A 20,543-nucleotide genomic window follows, 5' to 3' on the forward strand; every position below is an offset into this window, starting at 1 on the left:
GAATGGATCGTAATAAAATTCATGGCTTCGAATTCACCGGAAATGATGGGGAATTCAGGCTTCAGCAACCGGATCGCAGCAGTTTTCTATATTTCCCTCTAGTGAATGAAGGGGGAATGATGTCGACGGTAACTCCAAAACTTCATGGTCAGGTTACCACAGGTCATAATACATTTTTGACACCGCCATTATCTGTTGAAGATTTGCATAATTCGCGGGCTTCCCGTAACTTCTGGGTATACGTAGAAGGCAAGGGAGCTTGGTCGGCAGTGGGGAACTCCGCTAAGCAAAATGCCGATTTCTATACATCGTCTACTGATGAAGCAGTACTAGAGGCTGGTTTCCTGTGGCAACGCGTAACGCGTTGTAACGCAGAGATGGGTGTTAAAGCTGAAATCACCAGCTTTGTGCCAAGCGGTAATGATAAGGTCGAACTAATGAAGCTTACGTTGACGAATACAATAGCAGAGGTTATTACGCTGACACCGACAGCGGTAGTTCCGATCTACGCGCGTTCGGCAGATGATCTGCGCGATCATAGACATGTAACCTCTTTGCTTAACCGGATCTATACTTCACCCTATGGTGTTGAGGTTCAGCCTGCGCTCTCCTTTGATGAGCGGGGACACCGCATCAATCACACTTCTTATGGAGTATTTGGTGCAGAGGGTGACGGCAGTCAACCTGCGGGGTTCTTTCCGGTGCAGGAGGAGTTCATTGGAGAAGGTGGAAGCCTGGATTGGCCGGAAGCTGTTATCCTGAACAACACGCCGGAGATTGGCAAGGGCGGAGGCGTACAAAGAGAGGGATATGAGGCTATCGGGGGTCTTCGTTACGAGACGCTTACTCTGTCTCCTGGTGACAGCCATTCTTATATAGTAGTTATGGCGATCCATAACGAGAGAATTGACGTGGATGCTTTGATGAACAAATATGGTACATCTGAAGCTTTTGATCATTTGCTTGAGGAAACTAAAGCCTTCTGGGCAGATAAAGTGAATATGGTAGAATTTCATACCGGTGATTCAGATGCTGACCAATGGATGAAATGGGTTACGATTCAACCCGTGCTGAGAAGACTTTATGGTAACTCCTTCTTGCCTTATCATGATTATGGAAGGGGCGGACGTGGCTGGCGGGATCTTTGGCAGGATTGTCTAGCACTCCTTATTATGGAACCGGCTGAAGTACGCAGCTTACTGCTGAACAACTACGCCGGGGTAAGAATAGATGGTAGTAATGCCACTATTATCGGTCAACAGCCTGGTGAATTTATTGCCGACCGTAACAACATCCCGCGGGTGTGGATGGATCATGGAGCTTGGCCGTTCTTAACGACTATGTTATATCTGGATCAGAGTGGTGATCTTGATTTCTTATTGCAGGAACAGACGTATTTCCGCGATACCTTTATGAGTCGCTGTAAGGAACGCGATAATTCATGGGATACCTCGCTGGGAAGTGATCTCAGAACTACTTCTGGTGAGGTTTATAAAGGTACGATTCTGGAGCATATCCTACTGCAAAATCTGGTTCCGTTCTTTAATGTTGGAGAGCACAATAATATCCTGCTGGAGGGCGCAGACTGGAATGATGGTCTTGATATGGGCGCAGACCGGGGTGAGAGTGTAGCTTTCACAGCATTCTACGCAAGTAACTTATTGGATATTTCTCGTGTGCTGCGTACGCTAAAGACTTCTAAAGGGCAAGAGACAGTTGAATTGGCAGAAGAAATGAAACTATTGCTAGATTCGCTTGGTGATCAAGTGGATTATGAATCTGTATCAGGCAAGCATGAAAGACTTAATCAATATTATGCTGCCGCTCCGAACAAAGTCAGCGGTATTCGTGCAGCACTCGACATAGAGACAGTAGCGGACGATCTGGAACAAAAAGCAGAGTGGATCTTTAATCACTTGCGCCGCAATGAGTGGGTGGAAAGTGAACACGGTGGAGGCTGGTTTAACGGTTATTATAATAATGATGGAGAACAAGTGGAAGGGGAATTCGCAGAAGGCGTTCGAATGACGCTTACGGGTCAAGTATTCCCGCTGATGGGCCATGCAGCTGCACCAGAACAAATTCCGCATATCATTGCCGCCGTGGATCGTAATCTACTGGATGACAAAATTGGGTACAGACTTAATTCCCGTTTCGGAGGGATCCAGCAGAATCTGGGTCGTGCCTTTGGCTTTGCCTTTGGACATAAAGAGAACGGTGCTATGTTCAGTCACATGACCATCATGTATGGCAATGCGTTGTATAAACGCGGATATGTGAAAGAAGGACATAAAGTATTAGAATCTCTGTATAGCTTAAGTACTGACTTTGCAAAAGCCCGCATATACCCAGGAATTCCTGAGTATATTAACGAGCAAGGCAGAGGGATGTATACGTATTTAACAGGATCAGCAAGCTGGCTGCTGTTAACTATGGTTACTGAAGTATTTGGTGTAAAAGGTAAGCTAGGTGATCTTTTGTTGGAACCGAAGCTTGTTAAAGAGCAGTTTGATTCCGAGGGAAAGGCCTCTATTAAGACAATCTTCGCGGATCGCGAGTTTGAAGTGGTCTATAAAGCCACAGGAAGCTTAAACTACGGGGAGTACCAAATACACTCTGTTACCCTGAATGGCAGCGAGGTGACGCTGCAGCGCGGCTCAGGAAGTGCGATTATTCCGCGTGAAGAGTTGCTCTCTCTGCAGACAGAGAAATGCCACTTGATTGAAGTGACATTGGCGTAGCTTTATACGATATTTTAAGACGTCTGCACCGTTATTCATAGCGGCTGCAGACGTTTTTTTCAATAATGAATATTTATTCATTGTAACAATGAACGAAAGGGCGCGTTAGGTATGGGTTGCAGACTGTCAAATGGCATATTAACTGTCGATATCGCTGATATCGGAGAGTATAAGGGCACTCGTTTTGACTGGACAGGATTTATTACACAGGTGACATTAGAAGAGGGGAAACATACGTTTTGTGTGCCGGAAAGCTTGAAGCCAGGCGAAGGAACTGGAGGCAAGGGGCTTTGTAATGAGTTTGGCATTTCCCGGGCAATTGGATATGATGAAGCACCAATCGGAGGCTGGTTTCCAAAAATCGGAGTCGGATTGTTACAAAAAGGAAATACCCCATTATACAGCTTCAATGAGGAGTTCCCCTTAACCTCTTTTAGTAAGGATGTCGAAGCAGGGAATGATGCTGTCACATATACGATCCACCCAATGGAAAGCAACGGATATGCTGTGCAGCTAACTAAAACGATTTCTTTACAGGGGGATCAATTAATAATTGCATATGAATTGCATAACAAAGGGCAAAAGCCTTTCCGTACGGAGGAATATATTCACAACTTCATCGGAATCGATGGGTTGAATATTGGACAGGATTTCGAACTGCGTCTCCCGAGGGAACTCAAGGTAGTAGAACCAGAATCCTCCTATACGAAAGAATTGCTAGAGGTATCCGGGAATACTCTTACTTGGTCAAAGGAACCGGATAAACCCTTTTATTGCAAGTTGAGCGGTTGGGAGGGTCAGGAAACTGAGTTCACCTGGGAGTTGGTTCATAAGCCTAGTGGAACAGGCGTGCGAGAGAGTGGGGACTTTCCAATAGAACGTATGGCCCTGTGGGGAGAGGGTCATGTAGTCTCTCCTGAAGTATTTGTGAACATTAGTCTTTTACCGCGTCAAAGCAAGAGCTGGCGCCGATCTTACCGGTTTTTCACTGCGAAATGAGTACCGTTTTAACCTTTTATGTGAATAATTATACTTGCTGGTGCGGGAGAATATTGCTATCATAACCATATCCATATTGATAGGAGAGAAAGGGTGGGGAGCAGTTTTGAATAAGAGAGCATACAATTTTAATGCCGGACCGGCAGCATTGCCGCTTACGGTACTGGAACGCGCACAAGCGGAGTTTGTTGATTTCCGGGAAAGTGGAATGTCTATCATGGAGATGTCGCACCGTGGTGCAATTTACGAATCCGTGCATAATGAAGCGCAGGAACGTCTGCTTTCGCTCCTCGGCAATCCGAAGGGCTATAAGGTATTGTTCGTACAAGGCGGAGCAAGCACACAGTTTGCAATGATCCCTATGAACTTGGTTTCCGAAGGCCAAGTAGGTAGCTATGTAATGACAGGTAGCTGGGCAGATAAAGCTTATAAAGAAGCCAAATTGGTAGGAGGCGCTCATGTTGCTGCTTCTTCCGAAGATAAGAAATTCTTGGCTATACCTGAATTAAGTTCGATCAAAGCTGCGGAGAATGCTGCTTACCTTCATGTTACTTCCAACGAGACCATTGAAGGAACGCAATATGCAGAATTTCCGGATGCAGGCTCGATTCCGTTAATCGCGGATATGTCTAGTGATATACTTTGCCGTCCAATCGATGTGAACCAATTCGGAATGATCTATGCCGGAGCACAAAAGAACCTTGGACCTTCAGGCGTGACTGTAGTTATCGCGAAAGAAGAATTGCTTGCAGAATCACCTTCTAACATTCCTACGATCATGCGTTACAGCACTCATTATAAGAATAACTCTCTTTACAATACACCTCCATCTTTCTCTGTATATATGGTGAACGAAGTATTAAAATGGATTGAGGAGCAAGGCGGCTTAGCTGGCATCCATTCCAAGAACCTTGAAAAATCGGGTCTGTTATATGATCACATCGATGGAAGTGACGGTTTCTACCGTGGCGTTGCAGAACAAGGCAGCCGCTCTATTATGAACGTTACCTTCCGGATGCAATCAGAAGAACTCGAAAAGCAGTTTGTCAAAGCTGCTGAACTGGAAGGTTTTGTCGGCTTAAAGGGTCACCGCAGTGTTGGGGGCTTGCGTGCTTCCATCTACAATGCTGTTCCTTACGAAAGTGTAAAAGCACTGTCCGATTTCATGAACCATTTCCGGCAAACTCAAGGTTAATGAATTCTATCTATAACCTTCCGCCTTCTTGGTGGAAGGTTTTCAGTTTGTTTGGAGAAGCTATGGTTAGGCACTAGAGTAAAACATCTGGCTATTAAGCCTTTAGAGAGGAAGGAACCATATAATGGCACTCCATATCGTATTAGTCGAGCCGGAAATTCCGGCCAATACTGGCAACATTGCGCGTACCTGCGCCGCTACAGGCACTCATCTTCACTTGGTTCGTCCACTCGGATTCCGTACAGACGATGCTACATTAAAAAGAGCAGGATTAGACTATTGGCATGCTGTTACTATTGAATATCACGACTCCTTTGCTGAGGTTTTGGAGAAATATAACGAGGGGCGTTTCTTTTACGCAACGACGAAAGCAGAGAAAAGATACAGTGACTTTGAGTTCCAAGATGGCGATTTTTTTGTTTTTGGCAAGGAAACGAAGGGGCTTTCTGCAGAGATTCTAGAAGCAGGTAAAGAAACAAAAATGCGCATGCCAATGAGTGATGCTGTGAGATCTCTGAATTTATCCAATTCGGCAGCTATTATTGTGTACGAGGCGCTTCGACAATTGGATTTTCCTAATCTTATTTAAAAAAAGACAAATTTTTTATTTTTTTCAGCAGGATTCGACAATTAGGTAACGAAATATATTGAAAGAGCCGAAATAAGTAGTAGCTACTAAATAATTTTTCTTGAACAGGAGAGGTGTACGTTAGTTATGAAACCTGCTGGTGTAGTTCGCAAAGTGGATCAGTTGGGTAGAATTGTTCTGCCTAAGTCCCTGCGTAAAAGGTATCAGATGAATGAAGGCGACCCGGTTGAAATTTTGGTACAGGGTGACCATATCATCTTGGAGCGTTACCGTCCAAAATGTGTTTTCTGTGGATCAATGGATGGTGTAAGCGAATATAAAGATCGTTATATTTGTTCTGCATGCCTTTCGGAAATGACTCAATTGCCAAGACATGCCTAAGAAGTACATATTTTGAATTTTGACAGCCAAGAGCTTATAAAAAACTGTCCTCTTCGTAGAACTCTTCTACTTGGGGGCAGTTTTTTTATGTATACGAAAAATGCCCCCGCACCAAGTGGGTGCAGGGACATATCGGCTTTATAGGCCTTTTGTTTTGTCGTCGTTGTAAGATGAGGTAAGGATGCCGACCGTAAATAACACAAATACGAACATTACGATCCAAAAGGTTAATGAGAACGACATACTGGCACCTCCAATAGCGAATGTATTCGTTATCAAGATTATAACCTGCAATTTAATAAAAATAAACGCAAATGTGATATGTTACATAGACAATTTACTATATTATTTAAAAAACAGGAAATTCGTTGGCACAGCTCTTAGATTTCCATCGGATGGTTTATTGATAACTCTTCCGTTAAAGATCAACGAGGAAGAGCCACCACCATCTAAATTATAAGCATCTACGAGGCCCATATTCGATAATTTGTTCTGAATCTCCTCCAGCTGTGCACCAGAGCTGCCATACTCATTATATCCATCTGCTACAAAAAGCAGGATCTGATCATCTTTATATTTGCCGATCACGGTACGTGGTGCCCGATTAGGGGATGTTTTCCACTTTTCGGGTATGGGTGTTTTAATGTTGTTTTTAAGGAGGACAGGCACAAAGGTGGCGCCGAATACCGGATCTAGCTGATCTAATTGTGCGCGACTGTAGAATTTCCCGCCGATTAATTGCCCGGATTTGTTCAGCCCAACAAAACTTAGGTCCTTGTACGTTGGCTCAAAACCGTATAAATACTTTCCATCCACTACAGTTGTGCTTAAGGGATAACGTTTTCCGGATTGATCTGCAAAGCCGCCCGCATTAATACCAGCAATGGCACCATTACGCTGTACGGCATGCATAGTAGTTTCCGCACCGGAGGCTGTCTCCGCCAAGCTCATCTTCATAGCGGTCGGGTCCTTCAATTTGATTTTCAACGCATAAGCTTTGTAGTTTCCTGGATTCAATCGATATAACTCAACTCTTATACGGTCGCTGGTAACAATCTCTGAAGGTATACCAAGCTTGGCTGAAATCCTGCGGTTATAGATCAGTTCAGGCCGGTTCGCCTGAGTCTTTGCTGTTTCGACCAGCTTATTCATCGTAGTGGTAGTCTCTTTATATAGCTTGGCACTAGCGCTGACAGCATCAATGGTGTAAGCTGCGGAGGCCTCTGCCAGAGTCAGCTCTTTTTTTAAGGAAGCTGTTTCATTCACTGGCCCAGAGCTTGGTGAGAATTGTCCTACATCAAGGTCTAGCTGTAGCGGTGGTCGATACCACGACATACATATAAACAAGCCTATGAACGGTGCAGTTAGAAGCATGAAGAAGCGATTTACTCTTTTGACTGGCGTCATCATTTGATCAGATCCATTTCTTTCTTCAAAGCTTCTAACTGTTTGCTTACCTCACTCAATTGCGTATATAGCTTGTTGCTGTTATCTGTCTTGGCACTAGCATTATCTTTAGTGAAGGTTAATAGTTCGTTAAAGCTTTGCACTGTATTCTGCAATTCCTTCACTTCTTCAGAGAGAACGGCAATTTTTGCTTCATAGTCGGTCTTCAAAACGGTAAGCTGCTGCTGGCTCTGAGTACTAAGTTCGGTTAGCACTTGTTGCTTCAGATGGTTCGTGTAGCTGTATACAGCATATACGCCGAGTCCGATCATCATAATCCAGAACAGTAAAAACCATTTTACGGAAGGGCCGTTTCTCGCAGTAGTAGAGCGCGAGCGTACCGGGGACGTTTCCGCTAGCGGTTGCATTTTATCACCTCGGGTTGGTCTTTTTTTCAAGTCCCCATTCTATCAGACTTTGACAAGATTCGCAAAAATGTAAGAGAGTATGAAAACTAGAAAAAGTAATTGCATCCTATTAAACTACTGCGATACAATTTCTATAGATTGGAATTCTGATAGACGTACACAAGGTAACCAGCTAGAGATTATACAGACAAGTCATCATACAGCCTTGCTTGCGTTTTAACCGGAAACGCTGCGGCGCTTTCCTTTCTAGATGATTATATATAGAGCAGGGGGTCAGGGCATTAATGATGAAGGTTTGGCAGGTGGTCATTGTGGGGTGTCATCCTACAAGTATGCTGGGGACAAAATTGATTTTGGAAGAGGAAGAGGGGCTTAAGGTTCTGGGAATGTATTCCACTTGGGACGAAGGCGCTACCATCGTAAGGGAAAAAAATCCCGAGCTAGTGCTAGTAGATTATCATATGCCTGAGGGGAATATTGAGAGTGTGCTGTTAAATATGAAAAAAAGCTCACCAAACTCACATTTTGTCGTGATGACAGACGAAGACGGGCGAGAACTGCTTCAGCCCCTCGTAGAACTAGGAGCCAGCGGGATATTCTCGAAGGGAGCTTCTCCCCGTCAGCTTTTACAGCTGATCCTGGGTTTACGGGAGGGTTTTCTTTCAATGCCGTTGGAATGGATTGAAAAAGGAGCTTGGCCGATTTCGACATTTAAAGGATTAGATGATGTTCTGCAACTGACGGAGACAGAGATGTTTATCATGGAGCGAATCGTTCAAGGGATTACCTACGATAAAATTGCGCTTGAAATTGCGGTAAGCCGTCGGTCCATTGATAATTATTTGCGCAAAATCTATGTAAAGCTCGATGTTTCGACCCGGGCACAAGCGATTGAGAAATTCGCGCTCTTCTCAAGACAAAACAGGCAAATCTACGCCTAACCCACGCTTTACGACATAATGACGTATGGGGTGGAATATTCTTGGAGTAGAAGTAAGAATATCATGTTGAATGGGTAACCATCCCGTCCTTGGATGAGGATGACGAAGCCGTTTCTACTTGGTAACAGGGAAGGGGGATTTCGCATGATTTACGAATTTTCTGCTCGCGCACACACATTGTTGTCGTCATCGCTTCTTAGTATCCGCACCCAAACACGGAGAAGCTCCATGATATCGCTAGCTGAAGAATTACCAGCGGAAGAACTATTCCCATTGTCACTGCTTGCTGAAGCAGCATCTACGGTGATTTCAGCAGATGCGGGAGCACTGCAATATGGTGATCCTGCCGGGTACGGACCCCTTCGGGAGTGGCTTGCTGGGGATTGGCTTAAAGAAAAAGGGGTAAATGTTGTTGAGGGTGGAGTTCTGCTAACAACGGGTAGCCAGCAAGCCATTGATTTGTTGTCGCGGGTATATATTGATCCAGGAGATCGTGTATTAGTAGAAAATCCGACCTCTCCAGGATTTTTGCAGACTCTTCGGATGCAGGGGGCCGTTATTATTCCCGTACAGGGTGATTTGGACGGGCTTGATCCGGAGCATTTGCGGAGCCAGATCGAGCTGCATAAGCCGAAAATGCTGTTCGCAACCCCTAGCTTTACCAATCCAAGCGGCATTTTATGGAGTTTGGAGAGACGCCGCGCAGTATTGGATTTATGTATCGCATATAACATCTTGATTGTGGAAGATGATTCTTATGGGGATTTGCACTTCCAGAAGCAGGGTGAACACAAGGCTAAAAGATATCCGTCTTTGTATGCACTGGAAAATATCAGCGATGGCGGACATGTGCTTTATATCGGTTCGTTCAGCAAGACCGTTGCGCCCGCGCTGCGGACGGGCTGGGCGGCAGGCAGCCGAGTCTTGATCAGAATGATGTCTGCGGCTAAGCAGATGGCCGATTGGCAGTCGAGCGCATTAAATCAGCGGCTGCTGCATCATTTATTGGATGTGTCTGCGTTTGATCTGCGTGAGCATATCGCGCAGCTGAATCGAGAGTATAACACCCGTCTGAAGCTTATGGTAGAACTGCTAAAGCGGCCTGCTTGGAAGGGCAGCTCCTATGATCTGCCGTCAGGAGGCATGTTCCTGTGGGTCTCACCACCAGAGGGAATGGATGTTATGGCGTTGCTCAAATGTGCGCTAGGTAAGGGAGTGGCTTTTTTGCCAGGTCCGTTATGTAGTGTAGATGGAGTCAGCAATCATCTTCGCCTTAACTTTAGCCATCCCGGTCGGGATGAGCTGCTGCTTGGCATGAACCTGATGAGCGAAGCGGTTAAGGAGTTCACAGCCCGGAGTTAGGTAGTGGAATGAAAGTTGGGAATGAAATGATTGAAATGATGAAAACACAAGACACTCTTAGAGCTAAAACACGGACAGAATTACAAGTCGGGCAAGACGAAGTGCGTGATGTGAGATTAATTAGGGAAATCCTCCCTAAAACTGGTCGATTTGAACTCTAAAATGGACTGTTTAGGGAATTTCTCCTTAAAAAATCAAGGGATACCCCGTTTTAGGGGTAAATCTGGCGAAAATCAGGGAGTAATTCCCTAAAATGCGGTTTTTAGCGTGTGAATCGAAGAATATTAGGGAGGATTTCCCTAATAACTTAGTGTGCCTTTTTCGGAATGGTGTTTTTAAAGCTTATTTTGCTTTGAATGATTTAGTATTAGTGGATGTTGAATGTAGCATAGGGGTTCTAATGTGAATAAATCAGCAAGAGTAGCATGTTTAAGCAAGAGTAGAGAAAATAGTAATTAGTAAATAGCGCTCGTGTTCGAAGATTGTAAATAAGTTAGTTAAGTACAGTCAAGTAGAGCTGGATGAGGTACGCAGAGATATGAACGTGGTAAGAGTGAAATGCAAACGTGGTATGAATGAGTTACTAATGTGATGAGAATGATTTGCGAACGTGGGAAAAGCGAGTTACGCACGCGGTAAGAATGAAATAGAAATGTGGTATGTATGAGATAGAGCGTGGTACGAACGAGATTCTAGTGTGTTAAGAATGCAATCTGAATGTGATGAGTAAGATACTAATGTGTTAAGAATGCAGTCTGAATGTGATACGTATGAGATACTCATGAGATATGTGTGAAATAAGACATGATACGTATGAGATACTAGTGTATTAAAAATGTAATCTAAATGTGATATGAGTATAGTAAGAGCGTGGTACGCACCAGATACTAATGTGTTATGTGTAAGATAAGAACATGGAATGTACAGAGATAAGATTCAAATAAGATTAGACATACGAAAAAGCATCCCGTAGTTGGGATGCTTTTTGGCGTTATTTAATATGTTATGTGTGCATCAGAATAATAAGTTTAAAGTCTGAGTAAATGATTAGAACCGAGGTAAAAGATTAGAACCCGACTAAAAGAGGTGCTCGATTGATGTACTGTCCAGGTTAGGTTAGCTAATTACTGGGATGATTGCTGTTATTGGGTACGCCGCTTGTTATCGCGGCATATTCAACCAGCGCCGCATGACCGGCTGGGGTTAGGGTATAACGCCCACGGCTTACCCGGTGAAACCAGCCGTAGTAGTTGTTCTGAAGCATAGCGGCGGCGGTGGGTACGCCGCTACGCTTCCGCAGCTCGGCCGGAGTGATGCCGGCTGAGCGGGGAGCGCTTCCTGCGACCAATACGGCCGCTGGAAGCGTGCTTGAGGCAGCGCTAGGGGCACCGCTTCGCGTGCCTGCCGCCGCTGCCTCCCGTGCTGCCGCGTCCCCGGCAGCACGGCTCTCCGGCGCTGAGCTCAGCGCCGGAACCTGTTCAGCGGTGCCCGCCGCTGAACGTTTGGCAGCTGCGAGCGAAGCCTTCGCAGCTGCCTTCTCTGCAGCGGCGGCGGCGTCCGCCTCCGCTGCTTGCAGAGAAAGCGCGACACGCAGCGCTTTCTCACGGTAGGCCGTCACGAGCTTGACGCGCGTGCTGCCGCCGGTGTTGTAGTCTCCGCTGCGCTCGCGGAACTCATAGAGCAGGCGCTCGCGCCGCCGCTTGTTGCTGCGCTGCGCAGGCGGCTTCTCGTCTGGCTCTACAAGCACCTCGACCAGCGGTGCTTTGGTCTTATAAAAGATAACGGTGATCAACCCAAGACCGAGCCGGCGGCATAACCCGCTAAGCTCGCCCCAGCGCTGGTTCACCGCACCTTTTTTATCACGGACACGTTCCACTGCGAGATAGACGATGGGACTGAGCTTCAACCGTTCTACCCCTTGCAGCAGCAAGGCGAGATTGAATGATTTTTTCATCTCCACGATCAGAGGATGCTCAACGTCCTCCCGAATCCCCACCAAATCGCAGGTCCGGACCTCACCTTTGATGCTGTAACCCTGCTTTTCAAAAAAAATCTTCAAAGGAGCGTACAGCTCCGTTTCATGTCGTACCGCCATCTTGTCACTCCCGTAGGCCTTTATTTTCGGGTTTCTCAATAAGGTTTTACAGCCATTTTCTGATTCTCTATTATAGCACAGTAAAAAAGAGGTCAACTATTCCGCGCTTGCCGCATAGGTATGTAATACACTTTTTAACGCTATAGGAGAGCAAGTAGAAGAGCAAGTAGGAGCGCAAGAGGAGGCAGCGAGCAATGGACATTTTTGAGCGTATAGCTTCGTATCGGGCTGAGAACGACCGGTTGGCGTGGAGCGGCACCTTCAAGCAGTATATAGAACTGTTGAGAAAAGACCCCTCTCCCGCAAAAACCGCTCACTCCCGCGTTTATGACATGATTAAGTCGCACGGCGTAGAGGACATAAACGGACGCAAACGGTATAAGTTTTTTGAACAGGAGATTTTTGGACTTGATCGTGCAGTCGAAAAGTTGGTCGAGGAATATTTTCACTCTGCAGCACGTCGGCTTGATGTTCGCAAACGGATTTTGTTATTGATGGGACCTGTCAGTGGGGGGAAATCGACCCTGGTCACGCTGCTTAAACGTGGTTTGGAACAGTACTCGCGGACAGATGCGGGTGCGGTATACGCAATAGAAGGCTGCCCGATGCATGAGGACCCGCTGCATTTGATCCCGCTGGAGCTCCGTCCGGAGATTGAGAAGGAACTTGGTGTACGTATTGAGGGCAACTTGTGCCCATCCTGCCAGATGCGTCTGAGAAATGATTATGCTGGTGACATTGAGCAGGTTAAGGTGACGCGTGTTATTTTGTCAGAAGAAGAGCGGGTAGGGATTGGTACCTTTAGTCCATCTGATCCGAAGTCTCAGGATATCGCTGATTTGACAGGAAGTATTGATTTTTCGACCATTACTGAATTTGGTTCGGAATCTGATCCGCGTGCCTACCGTTTTGATGGTGAGTTGAACAAGGCTAACCGTGGGCTGATGGAATTTCAGGAAATGCTCAAATGCGACGAAAAGTTTTTATGGAACCTGCTGTCACTGACGCAAGAAGGCAATTTCAAGGCTGGCCGCTTCGCGTTGATAAGTGCGGACGAAATGATAATTGCTCATACAAATGAAACCGAGTATAAGTCGTTTATTTCTAATAAAAAGAATGAAGCGCTCCAGTCCCGTATGATTGTTATGCCTGTTCCGTATAACCTCAGAGTTTCGGAAGAGGAAAAAATCTACGCGAAGCTGATCGCCCAGAGTGATATGAGTCATGTGCATATTGCGCCACATGCGCTGCGTGCCGCCGCTATTTTTTCCATCCTAACCCGTCTTAAAGAAAGCAAAAAACAAGGTATGGATCTGATCAAAAAGCTGCGGATGTACGATGGTGAAGAGGTCGAGGGCTATAAAGAGGCCGATCTTAAGGAGATGCAAACGGAGTATTTAGATGAGGGCATGTCCGGAATTGATCCGCGTTATGTTATCAACCGCATTTCCAGCGCTCTGATCAAAGGAGATCTGCAGTGCATGAACGCACTGGATGTCCTGCGGGCGATAAAGGATGGCCTGGATCAGCATCCATCGATTACAAAAGAGGAGCGGGAGCGTTATCTGAACTTCATCTCCATTGCCCGCAAGGAATATGATATTTTAGCGAAAAGCGAAGTACAAAAGGCATTTGTCTACTCCTTTGAGGAATCTGCGAAGACACTTTTTGAGAATTATCTAGATAATATCGAAGCCTTCTGCAATTGGTCGAAAATTCGTGATCCGCTGACGGATGAGGAAATGGAGCCGGATGAGCGGTTAATGCGTTCGATTGAAGAGCAAATTGGTATCTCTGAGAATGCAAAAAAAGCGTTCCGTGAAGAGATCCTGATCCGGATTTCCGCGTATTCACGCAAAGGGAAGAAATTCGAGTACAACAACCACGACCGCCTGCGGGAAGCGATTGAGAAAAAGCTGTTCACAGACCTCAAAGATATCGTCAAAATCACCACCTCGTCCAAAACACCTGATGAAAGTCAGCTCAAACGAATCAATGAGGTATGCGCCAGACTTATTGATGGACATCACTACTGCCCAATCTGCGCCAACGAGCTGCTGAAATACGTGGGAAGTCTGCTAAACCGTTAAAAAGAGTTCATTTATGCGGGGTGTTCCAAAAGCCATGAAAATGGCTGTGGAGCACTCTTTTTTTGTCCTTCCATGTTTTATCTGCCTCCTTTTACCCTCCTAATGTTGATCTAAACGCCGCCACCCATCTGACTAATTTGGCTGTTGTGCGTAGGAAGTTGCTAAAGGACACAGGAGACCCTAAACGTAGATTGTGAGCATATTTCGCAGGCTATCGGGCCCCATGGTCGCTATTAGCAGGAAAAACCCTAAATATGAGCCTTTTTTTGAGTAATAGCTGCATTGGAGTCCGAAACTCCGCTCAAAAGGCGATATTTTGGAAAATAACGTCATCTGGGTCCTTTAGTCAGTCGTAGGGAGCAACTGAAGTGTAAGTAGGTTACGTGAATCCAGCGTTGTCTACTTCGAGGCTTAACCAAAATGATGGTGACTAAGAATACGCAGAGTTGTGATCCTTCTGTAAATGGAGGGGCACGCTGCTCTGTTTTTTTATACAGGCAATAATGCAGCTCAGCAAAACAGGAACAGTCCATCTCATGCGCAGTTGATATAATGAAATCACCGTACGGGGGGAAGGCTGGTGCTGCACTTGAATTACAGTAAAGATATAGAAAAATGTGTTGAATATATAGAAGCTCATATCAAAGAAAATATAACGGTGGAAGAAATAGCGACTGAGGTCGGATATTCGGTGTATCATTTTTGCCGAGTGTTCAGCTTGTGCAAGGAAATGTCTGTGATGGAATATGTGCGGAGCCGAAAATTATCCTTAGCCTCAATTGAATTATTTGCTGGAAAAAAGATCATTGATATTGCGCTGGACTATGGTTTTGAAACACAAAGTGGCTTTACTAAAGCTTTTCGCAAAACCTTTGGTTATAGTCCGACACAATATGCGGCGCGGATGGATGGGTTTAGTAAAGGAAATTCAATATTTGATATCGGAGGTTATATTATGAATCCTGTTTTTGTTCGTAAGCCTGCTTTTAAGGTGGCTGGTTATGGTATCCAAACTAATGTTGCGGGTAGTATGTACACTAAGGATATTGCTTCTTTTTGGAGCCATTATGAGGGTGAAAACCTGGAGTCCAAAATGTATAAAATACTAAACCCGCCTAAACACGGAGAAGTTGGTTTATGTATTCCGTCTTCAGATAACGGCAATGCCACCTATCTTCTGGGTGTTATTGTTGAGGACTACTCCAAGGTAGAAGCTGATATGTTGACGATGGATGTGCCAGAAGCCGAATATGCCGTGTTTACAACACCTCCAGTGGATACTTCAACGGATACAGAGCAAATACAGTTTGCCCAAGTCATAAAAAGCAGCTGGAAGTACATCTTCGAAGAATGGTTTAAGGATAGTGGTTACGTTTATGACGAGACTAAACTGGATTTTGAGTTTTACGATGAACGCTGCCATTCGCGGCCAGATACAGTGATGGAGATTTACGTTCCTGTGAAAAAGTTGACTGAATAGTCGATAAGGGCAAATACCGCTCGGTGATAATTGTAATTTCTGAAATGTTTGGACTTTATGTCGCTGACAAAGGCAAACGCTACGCGCCTACATTTTTAAACTTCCTTACGTTACGTTCACCTGGGCATTTGCCATGTGCAGTTATTAAGTCGATATGAGGGTGTCGATGAAGGTCCGCAGCGTGTTACCGCTGCGGGCCTTCTTTTTTAGGAATTCCCATATGGGAAACGTAGATACCTTGGAGGAGTTATACATCGAAATTAATATGTTTGACGAGTATGATCTTCCGTAGTTTAATAGAGTCAATTAGTAGGGTAACTCGAAAATAACGGAGAGTGAAGCAGATGATTAGAGAAGCGAGAGCTGATGACTGGAAAGACATAGAGGAATTATTAGAACAGTTGGGATATCCGAATACAGAAATGTTCATGCAAGAAAAAATAGAAAAGCTAATCCTACATCCGGATGAGGAATTATTGGTTTTTGAGGAAGATGATAAAGTGGTAGCTTGTATTTCCATGCATTACATACCCCAATTAGGTCTGGTAGGAGAGACTGCAATTATAAGTTATCTTGTGGTGAGTAATGCCATTAGGAGCAAAGGAATTGGACGTAAGCTTGAGGAGTATTGCGCTGAATTAGCTAGAAAAAGAAACTGTGATAACATTCAGGTTCATTGTCATTCCAGAAGAACTGAAGCGCATAGATTTTATGCTCGGCAAGGGTTTGTTGAGGCTCCAAAATATTTCTCGAAGTCATTAAAAGAATCTGAATCCACATTTTAGTCATAGCAAAAAGCGGCAGACCAGGGTGTTAATACCCGTTTAGGTCTGCCGCTTTTTTTAGTTTAAATAAATTTCCGCTGCACCTTTTTGCCATCGTATGAAAAACGCGCCTTTTTGTCTTCCACAACTGTTTGTAGATGAACTGTGCGCCCCCATAAAGAGTAGATGTGAGGGAGCGTGCGCTCCAGGTACTTCAGATCCAGCTCGATGCTTTCATAGCGATGAGTTATAAATAATTCACCATTCTTCTCGAAGTCTGCATCCTCAATGACCAAGTAAGGAGACCCCCCATTGACCCGGGCGAGCACCAGTTGATCGCGTACATTTTCCCATGCTTTATCGGTGATTTTCCATTCGGGACCTTTTTTCTCAAAAACATAAAGATCGAGGTCGTTCACCAATTCCTTAGATAGATAGCTGCGGATAAAAGAGGTATCGGATTCCAGCTCACGTACTTCAAAGATTTTCTCGCGGTCCCAGCGGCGTTCGATGTCTTCAAAGATTTTCAGCCCCAGATAGTAAGGATTCAGGCTTTGCCGTGAGGGCTGCACGACGGATGAATTCAGTTTTGCGTATTCCACTGTTTCCTCTTCGGTCAGATCTAGTTCGCGAACGATGCGCTGATGCCAGTAGGAAGCCCAGCCTTCGTTCATGATCTTTGTTTCCATCTGTGGCCAGAAGTAGAGCATTTCATCATGGAGCATCGTCATAATGTCACGTTGCCAATCCTCCAAAACAGTGGAATATTGCTGAATGAACCAGACCATATCTTTTTCTGGCTCTGGGGGGAAAGCACGATTTCCAGAGGGTGCTTCCTGCGGACCGGTAGTGCTTTTATCTAGATTCCATAATTCGTCATAAGGATTGGATGATTTCGAGCCACCTGGAGGGGCATCTTTGAGCTCCTTCATCTTAGCTTCCAGCAGGTGAGTTTTGCCCAGCTTGCGTGGTTGGATCAGACTGGGGTCTATATGCTCCTGGATAGCCAGCACTGAATCGATGAAGCTCTCTACAGCATCAGTTCCGTAGGTTACAGAATAACCGGCAATCCGATCTGCAGTAGCTGACATGCTCTCGACCATATCTCGGTTGGACATGGAGAACCGCATATTATTTTTGAAAAAATCACAGTGCGCTAGCACGTGGGCAACAATCAGCTTATTCTGAATCAGTGAATTTCCATCCAGCAGGAAGGCATAACAAGGGTTGGAGTTAATAACGAGCTCGTATATTTTGCTCAGTCCGAAATCGTATTGGGATTTCATTTTATGAAAGGTTTTTCCAAAACTCCAGTGTCCAAATCGTGTAGGCATTCCATAAGCGCCGAATGTATAAATGATATCTGCGGGGCATATTTCATAACGCATGGGATAAAAATCTAAACCGAAGCCAGTGGCTATTTCCGTAATCTCGGCAATTGCCCGCTCTAGCGCATTAATTTCTTCGCTTGGCATGAATCTTTCTCTCCCTCCAGCTTGGGCTTATGCTGCAACCTATTCTGACAAGGCTGCAAAGGTTCCGCGACAACGTCCGGGACTGTTCCATTTATATATATGGGAGAGAAGATGAGTGTATGACGTTCTGAATTTCTGAGTGAAGATAATGTGATTTTGCATACATTATTGGAAGGACGCACTAGCTTTTTTTGTATGCGATTCTATCAACGGTACCCTTCTCGGTGAATTCGGACTCAGATGACGTTATTTGCAAATTTCCAGCCTTTTGAACAGGGTTTCGGACCCCACAGACGCTATCCCACAGAAAGAGGCTCATATGTGGTGTCTTTCTTGCCAATAGCGGCTATGGGGTCCGTTAGCATACCAAAAGTGGAATAATACTGCGATTAGTGTCATCTGTGTCCGATAGAAGCTCCATATGAGTTCGAGGAGCAGTTCCATAGGTAACCGATAGAAGCTCCATATGTGTTCGAGGAGCAGTTCCATAGGTACCCGATAGAAGCTCCATATGTGTTCGAAAAGTGTCCAATTAGTGCTTCACAAATTCCCGATTGCTCACCATACGAGCATAAGCAGTTCAGAGTTCCCAACCCTCAGTACACAAACCTCCGTTGCGCCCAATAGCTGAATAAGAAGATTGAAGCCTCGGTCAGTAGCTTGGCGGCGACAAGCGGAATAATCAGCTTTTCATTATAGAAATAGAGTAGCCCATAGTTGAACAACAACACGAGGATCACCAGCGCAAAATATTTGGGAAGCGACGCCTGAATCTTGGAGCGTTTGCTGCCCGTGAAGACATATTTTCGATTCATAGAATAGTTGAAGACAGAACTGCACAATCTCGCGGCCGCGACGGACAGGAATAGGTTATGGCTGAGACTCTGGAACAGGAATAAGAGTGTGAAGTCGAGCAGGGCAGACAGCAGCGAAGAAGTGCTGAACATTAGTATCGGCAGGTAAATCCGGAAGGAGTCCATCAGAGGCCGGAAATGGGATGATTTATTATCGTCCAGATAGACGGTATCGATGTACTCTTCCGTAATGGTGTACCCCTCTTTATGGGCGGTCAGCAGCATGTTCATTTCATATTCAAACCGTTCACCGGGAATATGGCATAGCCAATCAAGCATTGATATGGGGTAGCCGCGCAAGCCAGTCTGTGTATCATAAATCTTAGTGCCTGTAGTTAAGGAAAAGACCGTCCGGGTTACCGAGTTGCCGAAGCGGCTGCGCAGTGGAATGCTTCCGGTGAAACGGCGGCTGCCGAGTACGATTCCCGGGGTAGTCTGGTTCCGCAGAGATTCAACAATTCGGCTAATATCATAAGGCAGATGTTGGCCGTCGCTATCCGCGCAGACTACATAGTCCGGCATCCCAACCTCCTGAATATACTGGAACCCTGTCTTCAGAGCATGTCCTTTTCCGAGGTTGACTTCATGGGTTAGGACAGTGCAGCCGAATGCTTCGGCCATATCGAAGATTCCACGGTAGTGCGGGCCGCTGCCGTCATCCACAAGAACAATAGGTTCAAGCTGGAAATTATGCAGCTGTAAAATCAAATCGAGCAGTCGTTCATCTGGCTCATAGGCTGGGATCAGTATAGTCATGATGTTGCACCCTCCTTGATATAAAGAATGTCGCTGACGCCCCGCTCCTTGTTTTTGCCCTGCGGATTATTTACGACCCGTCCCATGAAGTACATAGTGGATGAACCACCGCCGTCCAGATTGTAGGCTTCTGTGGCGCCAAGGTCGGACATTACATCGGCTAGCTCAGTAAGGGTCATCCCACGGCTGTACCCTTCATTGCGCCCGTCAACTACGACAAACACATAATGGTTTGGTGCGATCATACCAACTGCGGTGCGGGGATTCGCATTCTGGATGGAATGGTTGCCGAAGTTGGTATCGATTTTGACATTGCTGAAACTACTGGCAATCTCCCCGTCCTGAATCAGAATCGGACCAAAGGAAAGGGTATCGGTGGCCCCTTGCGCCAGCAGTTCAGAGGAAGAAATCTCTTCCTCGTTATAGGTTTGCATTGTCCCATCATCGAACAGCGCCATTGCATCCCGCACAGGATCATCACGATACACCGTGCCGTTACGGATAATCACTCCGTCATTGCGGAAGCCATAGTAATCCCCGTTGATGGCAAATATCGCATTGTTCGCGGAAGCAATGTCCGAGGTATCCTCAGTGATGTTTGTTCCAAAGCTGTTGTCGGCAAAGGCAGTGCGCAGGCTGCTCGCTTCCTTGAGGACGACATCAGCGACAAAATAGGTGATCTGGTCTGAACCGGACCCTGTATGCACTTGATCGACCTGGATCTGAATATCATCGCTGGAGTAATTCCAGTCATCAGAGGTTGCATTAACTTCGGCAGCTGTAACGGCTGTAGCTCCTGAGCTGCTAGTTGTAGCTGCATCATCCGCAACCACGACTTCGACATGTTCGATTAAGTAACGATCTGCCAGACTATATATCACTGTGCCGAGAAGCAGGAGGACAATGATCATGACGATCAGCAGTTTTCGTTTGAAGCTCCAGGCTTGTTTACTTCTCTTGTTCAACATTGAAGCATCACCTCTTTTTGTAAGTTGTTAAGGCCATAA

At 45.6% G+C, this 20,543-nt stretch carries 17 protein-coding genes; 11 read left to right on the forward strand and 6 right to left on the reverse strand.

Features of this window, described 5'->3' with window-relative positions:
- Nucleotides 1-2: 2 nt before the first annotated feature.
- From PODO_RS08315 to PODO_RS08335, 5 genes are all read left to right on the forward strand, one after another.
- The gene (locus PODO_RS08315; RefSeq protein ID WP_038569558.1) at nt 3-2,741 is read left to right on the forward strand and encodes a GH36-type glycosyl hydrolase domain-containing protein; all 2,739 of its coding nucleotides are present in this window, start codon (nt 3-5) and stop codon (nt 2,739-2,741) included.
- Nucleotides 2,742-2,852: 111 nt separating this feature from the next.
- Nucleotides 2,853-3,740, forward strand: a complete 888-nt coding sequence (locus tag PODO_RS08320; protein WP_038569560.1) for a hypothetical protein — start codon at nt 2,853-2,855, stop codon at nt 3,738-3,740.
- A 106-nt stretch (nt 3,741-3,846) separates the two neighbouring features.
- Nucleotides 3,847-4,935, forward strand: a complete 1,089-nt coding sequence (serC, locus tag PODO_RS08325) for a 3-phosphoserine/phosphohydroxythreonine transaminase (protein WP_038569561.1) — start codon at nt 3,847-3,849, stop codon at nt 4,933-4,935.
- Nucleotides 4,936-5,059: 124 nt separating this feature from the next.
- Nucleotides 5,060-5,524: a tRNA (uridine(34)/cytosine(34)/5-carboxymethylaminomethyluridine(34)-2'-O)-methyltransferase TrmL gene (gene trmL / locus PODO_RS08330; protein WP_036684439.1), complete on the forward strand. Its 465-nt coding sequence runs from the start codon at nt 5,060-5,062 to the stop codon at nt 5,522-5,524.
- A gap of 126 nt (nt 5,525-5,650) precedes the next feature.
- On the forward strand, nt 5,651-5,905 hold the full coding sequence (locus tag PODO_RS08335; RefSeq protein WP_036684437.1) for an AbrB/MazE/SpoVT family DNA-binding domain-containing protein: 255 nt from the start codon (nt 5,651-5,653) through the stop codon (nt 5,903-5,905).
- A gap of 345 nt (nt 5,906-6,250) precedes the next feature.
- On the opposite strand, the gene PODO_RS08340 is transcribed toward PODO_RS08335, so the two are convergent.
- Both PODO_RS08340 and PODO_RS08345 read right to left on the reverse strand, forming a co-directional pair.
- Nucleotides 6,251-7,315 (reverse strand): phosphodiester glycosidase family protein, encoded by a 1,065-nt coding sequence (locus PODO_RS08340; protein ID WP_143758713.1) that lies wholly within the window; start codon nt 7,313-7,315, stop codon nt 6,251-6,253.
- Nucleotides 7,312-7,719, reverse strand: a complete 408-nt coding sequence (locus PODO_RS08345; RefSeq protein ID WP_036684435.1) for a hypothetical protein — start codon at nt 7,717-7,719, stop codon at nt 7,312-7,314. Before PODO_RS08345 ends, PODO_RS08340 begins: the two co-directional genes overlap by 4 nt.
- A gap of 284 nt (nt 7,720-8,003) precedes the next feature.
- Here PODO_RS08345 and PODO_RS08350 point away from each other — a divergent pair, with 284 nt between their 5' ends.
- The 3 genes from PODO_RS08350 to PODO_RS31455 all read left to right on the forward strand — a co-directional run bounded on the left by PODO_RS08350 (nt 8,004) and on the right by PODO_RS31455 (nt 10,183).
- The gene (locus tag PODO_RS08350) at nt 8,004-8,660 is read left to right on the forward strand and encodes a response regulator transcription factor (protein ID WP_036684433.1); all 657 of its coding nucleotides are present in this window, start codon (nt 8,004-8,006) and stop codon (nt 8,658-8,660) included.
- Nucleotides 8,661-8,804: 144 nt separating this feature from the next.
- Nucleotides 8,805-10,022, forward strand: a complete 1,218-nt coding sequence (locus PODO_RS08355; protein WP_038569564.1) for an aminotransferase-like domain-containing protein — start codon at nt 8,805-8,807, stop codon at nt 10,020-10,022.
- Between the two features lie 8 nt (nt 10,023-10,030).
- A complete protein-coding gene (locus tag PODO_RS31455) occupies nt 10,031-10,183 on the forward strand; it encodes a hypothetical protein (protein ID WP_169744751.1) in 153 nt (50 codons plus the stop codon).
- A gap of 959 nt (nt 10,184-11,142) precedes the next feature.
- Here the strand turns inward: PODO_RS31455 and PODO_RS31835 are convergent.
- Nucleotides 11,143-12,117 (reverse strand): DUF2161 family putative PD-(D/E)XK-type phosphodiesterase, encoded by a 975-nt coding sequence (locus PODO_RS31835; protein WP_052096895.1) that lies wholly within the window; start codon nt 12,115-12,117, stop codon nt 11,143-11,145.
- A gap of 194 nt (nt 12,118-12,311) precedes the next feature.
- Here PODO_RS31835 and PODO_RS08365 point away from each other — a divergent pair, with 194 nt between their 5' ends.
- The 3 genes from PODO_RS08365 to PODO_RS08375 all read left to right on the forward strand — a co-directional run bounded on the left by PODO_RS08365 (nt 12,312) and on the right by PODO_RS08375 (nt 16,472).
- Nucleotides 12,312-14,207, forward strand: coding sequence for a PrkA family serine protein kinase (locus tag PODO_RS08365; protein ID WP_036684429.1), 1,896 nt, complete (start codon nt 12,312-12,314; stop codon nt 14,205-14,207).
- A gap of 580 nt (nt 14,208-14,787) precedes the next feature.
- Nucleotides 14,788-15,687 (forward strand): AraC family transcriptional regulator, encoded by a 900-nt coding sequence (locus tag PODO_RS08370; RefSeq protein WP_244886445.1) that lies wholly within the window; start codon nt 14,788-14,790, stop codon nt 15,685-15,687.
- 344 nt (nt 15,688-16,031) lie between these two features.
- Complete coding sequence (locus PODO_RS08375; protein WP_038569566.1) at nt 16,032-16,472, forward strand: GNAT family N-acetyltransferase; 441 nt, start codon at nt 16,032-16,034, stop codon at nt 16,470-16,472.
- A 62-nt stretch (nt 16,473-16,534) separates the two neighbouring features.
- Here PODO_RS08375 and PODO_RS08380 read toward each other — a convergent pair whose 3' ends face one another.
- From PODO_RS08380 to PODO_RS08390, 3 genes are all read right to left on the reverse strand, one after another.
- Complete coding sequence (locus PODO_RS08380; protein ID WP_036684424.1) at nt 16,535-17,926, reverse strand: SpoVR family protein; 1,392 nt, start codon at nt 17,924-17,926, stop codon at nt 16,535-16,537.
- 596 nt (nt 17,927-18,522) lie between these two features.
- Nucleotides 18,523-19,536: a bifunctional glycosyltransferase family 2/GtrA family protein gene (locus tag PODO_RS08385; RefSeq protein WP_036684419.1), complete on the reverse strand. Its 1,014-nt coding sequence runs from the start codon at nt 19,534-19,536 to the stop codon at nt 18,523-18,525.
- Complete coding sequence (locus PODO_RS08390) at nt 19,533-20,504, reverse strand: phosphodiester glycosidase family protein (protein ID WP_038569567.1); 972 nt, start codon at nt 20,502-20,504, stop codon at nt 19,533-19,535. The genes PODO_RS08385 and PODO_RS08390 overlap by 4 nt, the downstream gene beginning before the upstream one ends.
- Between the last annotated feature and the right edge of the window lie 39 nt (nt 20,505-20,543).

Origin of the sequence: Paenibacillus odorifer, from assembly GCF_000758725.1 — a bacterium.
Classification (GTDB): Bacteria; Bacillota; Bacilli; order Paenibacillales; family Paenibacillaceae; genus Paenibacillus_AQ; species Paenibacillus_AQ odorifer.

Excerpts from the sequence above, each read along its gene's own strand:
- PODO_RS08315 (WP_038569558.1), top strand. The coding sequence starts at position 3 with ATGGATCGTAATAAAATTCATGGCTTCGAATTCACCGGAAATGATGGG.
- PODO_RS08355 (WP_038569564.1), top strand. The coding sequence starts at position 8,805 with ATGATTTACGAATTTTCTGCTCGCGCACACACATTGTTGTCGTCATCG.
- PODO_RS08335 (WP_036684437.1), top strand. The coding sequence starts at position 5,651 with ATGAAACCTGCTGGTGTAGTTCGCAAAGTGGATCAGTTGGGTAGAATT.
- PODO_RS08365 (WP_036684429.1), top strand. The coding sequence starts at position 12,312 with ATGGACATTTTTGAGCGTATAGCTTCGTATCGGGCTGAGAACGACCGG.
- PODO_RS08350 (WP_036684433.1), top strand. The coding sequence starts at position 8,004 with ATGATGAAGGTTTGGCAGGTGGTCATTGTGGGGTGTCATCCTACAAGT.
- PODO_RS08385 (WP_036684419.1), bottom strand. The coding sequence starts at position 19,536 with ATGACTATACTGATCCCAGCCTATGAGCCAGATGAACGACTGCTCGAT.
- PODO_RS31455 (WP_169744751.1), top strand. The coding sequence starts at position 10,031 with ATGAAAGTTGGGAATGAAATGATTGAAATGATGAAAACACAAGACACT.
- trmL (WP_036684439.1), top strand. The coding sequence starts at position 5,060 with ATGGCACTCCATATCGTATTAGTCGAGCCGGAAATTCCGGCCAATACT.
- PODO_RS08380 (WP_036684424.1), bottom strand. The coding sequence starts at position 17,926 with ATGCCAAGCGAAGAAATTAATGCGCTAGAGCGGGCAATTGCCGAGATT.
- PODO_RS08320 (WP_038569560.1), top strand. The coding sequence starts at position 2,853 with ATGGGTTGCAGACTGTCAAATGGCATATTAACTGTCGATATCGCTGAT.
- PODO_RS08345 (WP_036684435.1), bottom strand. The coding sequence starts at position 7,719 with ATGCAACCGCTAGCGGAAACGTCCCCGGTACGCTCGCGCTCTACTACT.
- PODO_RS08340 (WP_143758713.1), bottom strand. The coding sequence starts at position 7,315 with ATGATGACGCCAGTCAAAAGAGTAAATCGCTTCTTCATGCTTCTAACT.
- PODO_RS31835 (WP_052096895.1), bottom strand. The coding sequence starts at position 12,117 with ATGGCGGTACGACATGAAACGGAGCTGTACGCTCCTTTGAAGATTTTT.
- PODO_RS08375 (WP_038569566.1), top strand. The coding sequence starts at position 16,032 with ATGATTAGAGAAGCGAGAGCTGATGACTGGAAAGACATAGAGGAATTA.
- PODO_RS08390 (WP_038569567.1), bottom strand. The coding sequence starts at position 20,504 with ATGTTGAACAAGAGAAGTAAACAAGCCTGGAGCTTCAAACGAAAACTG.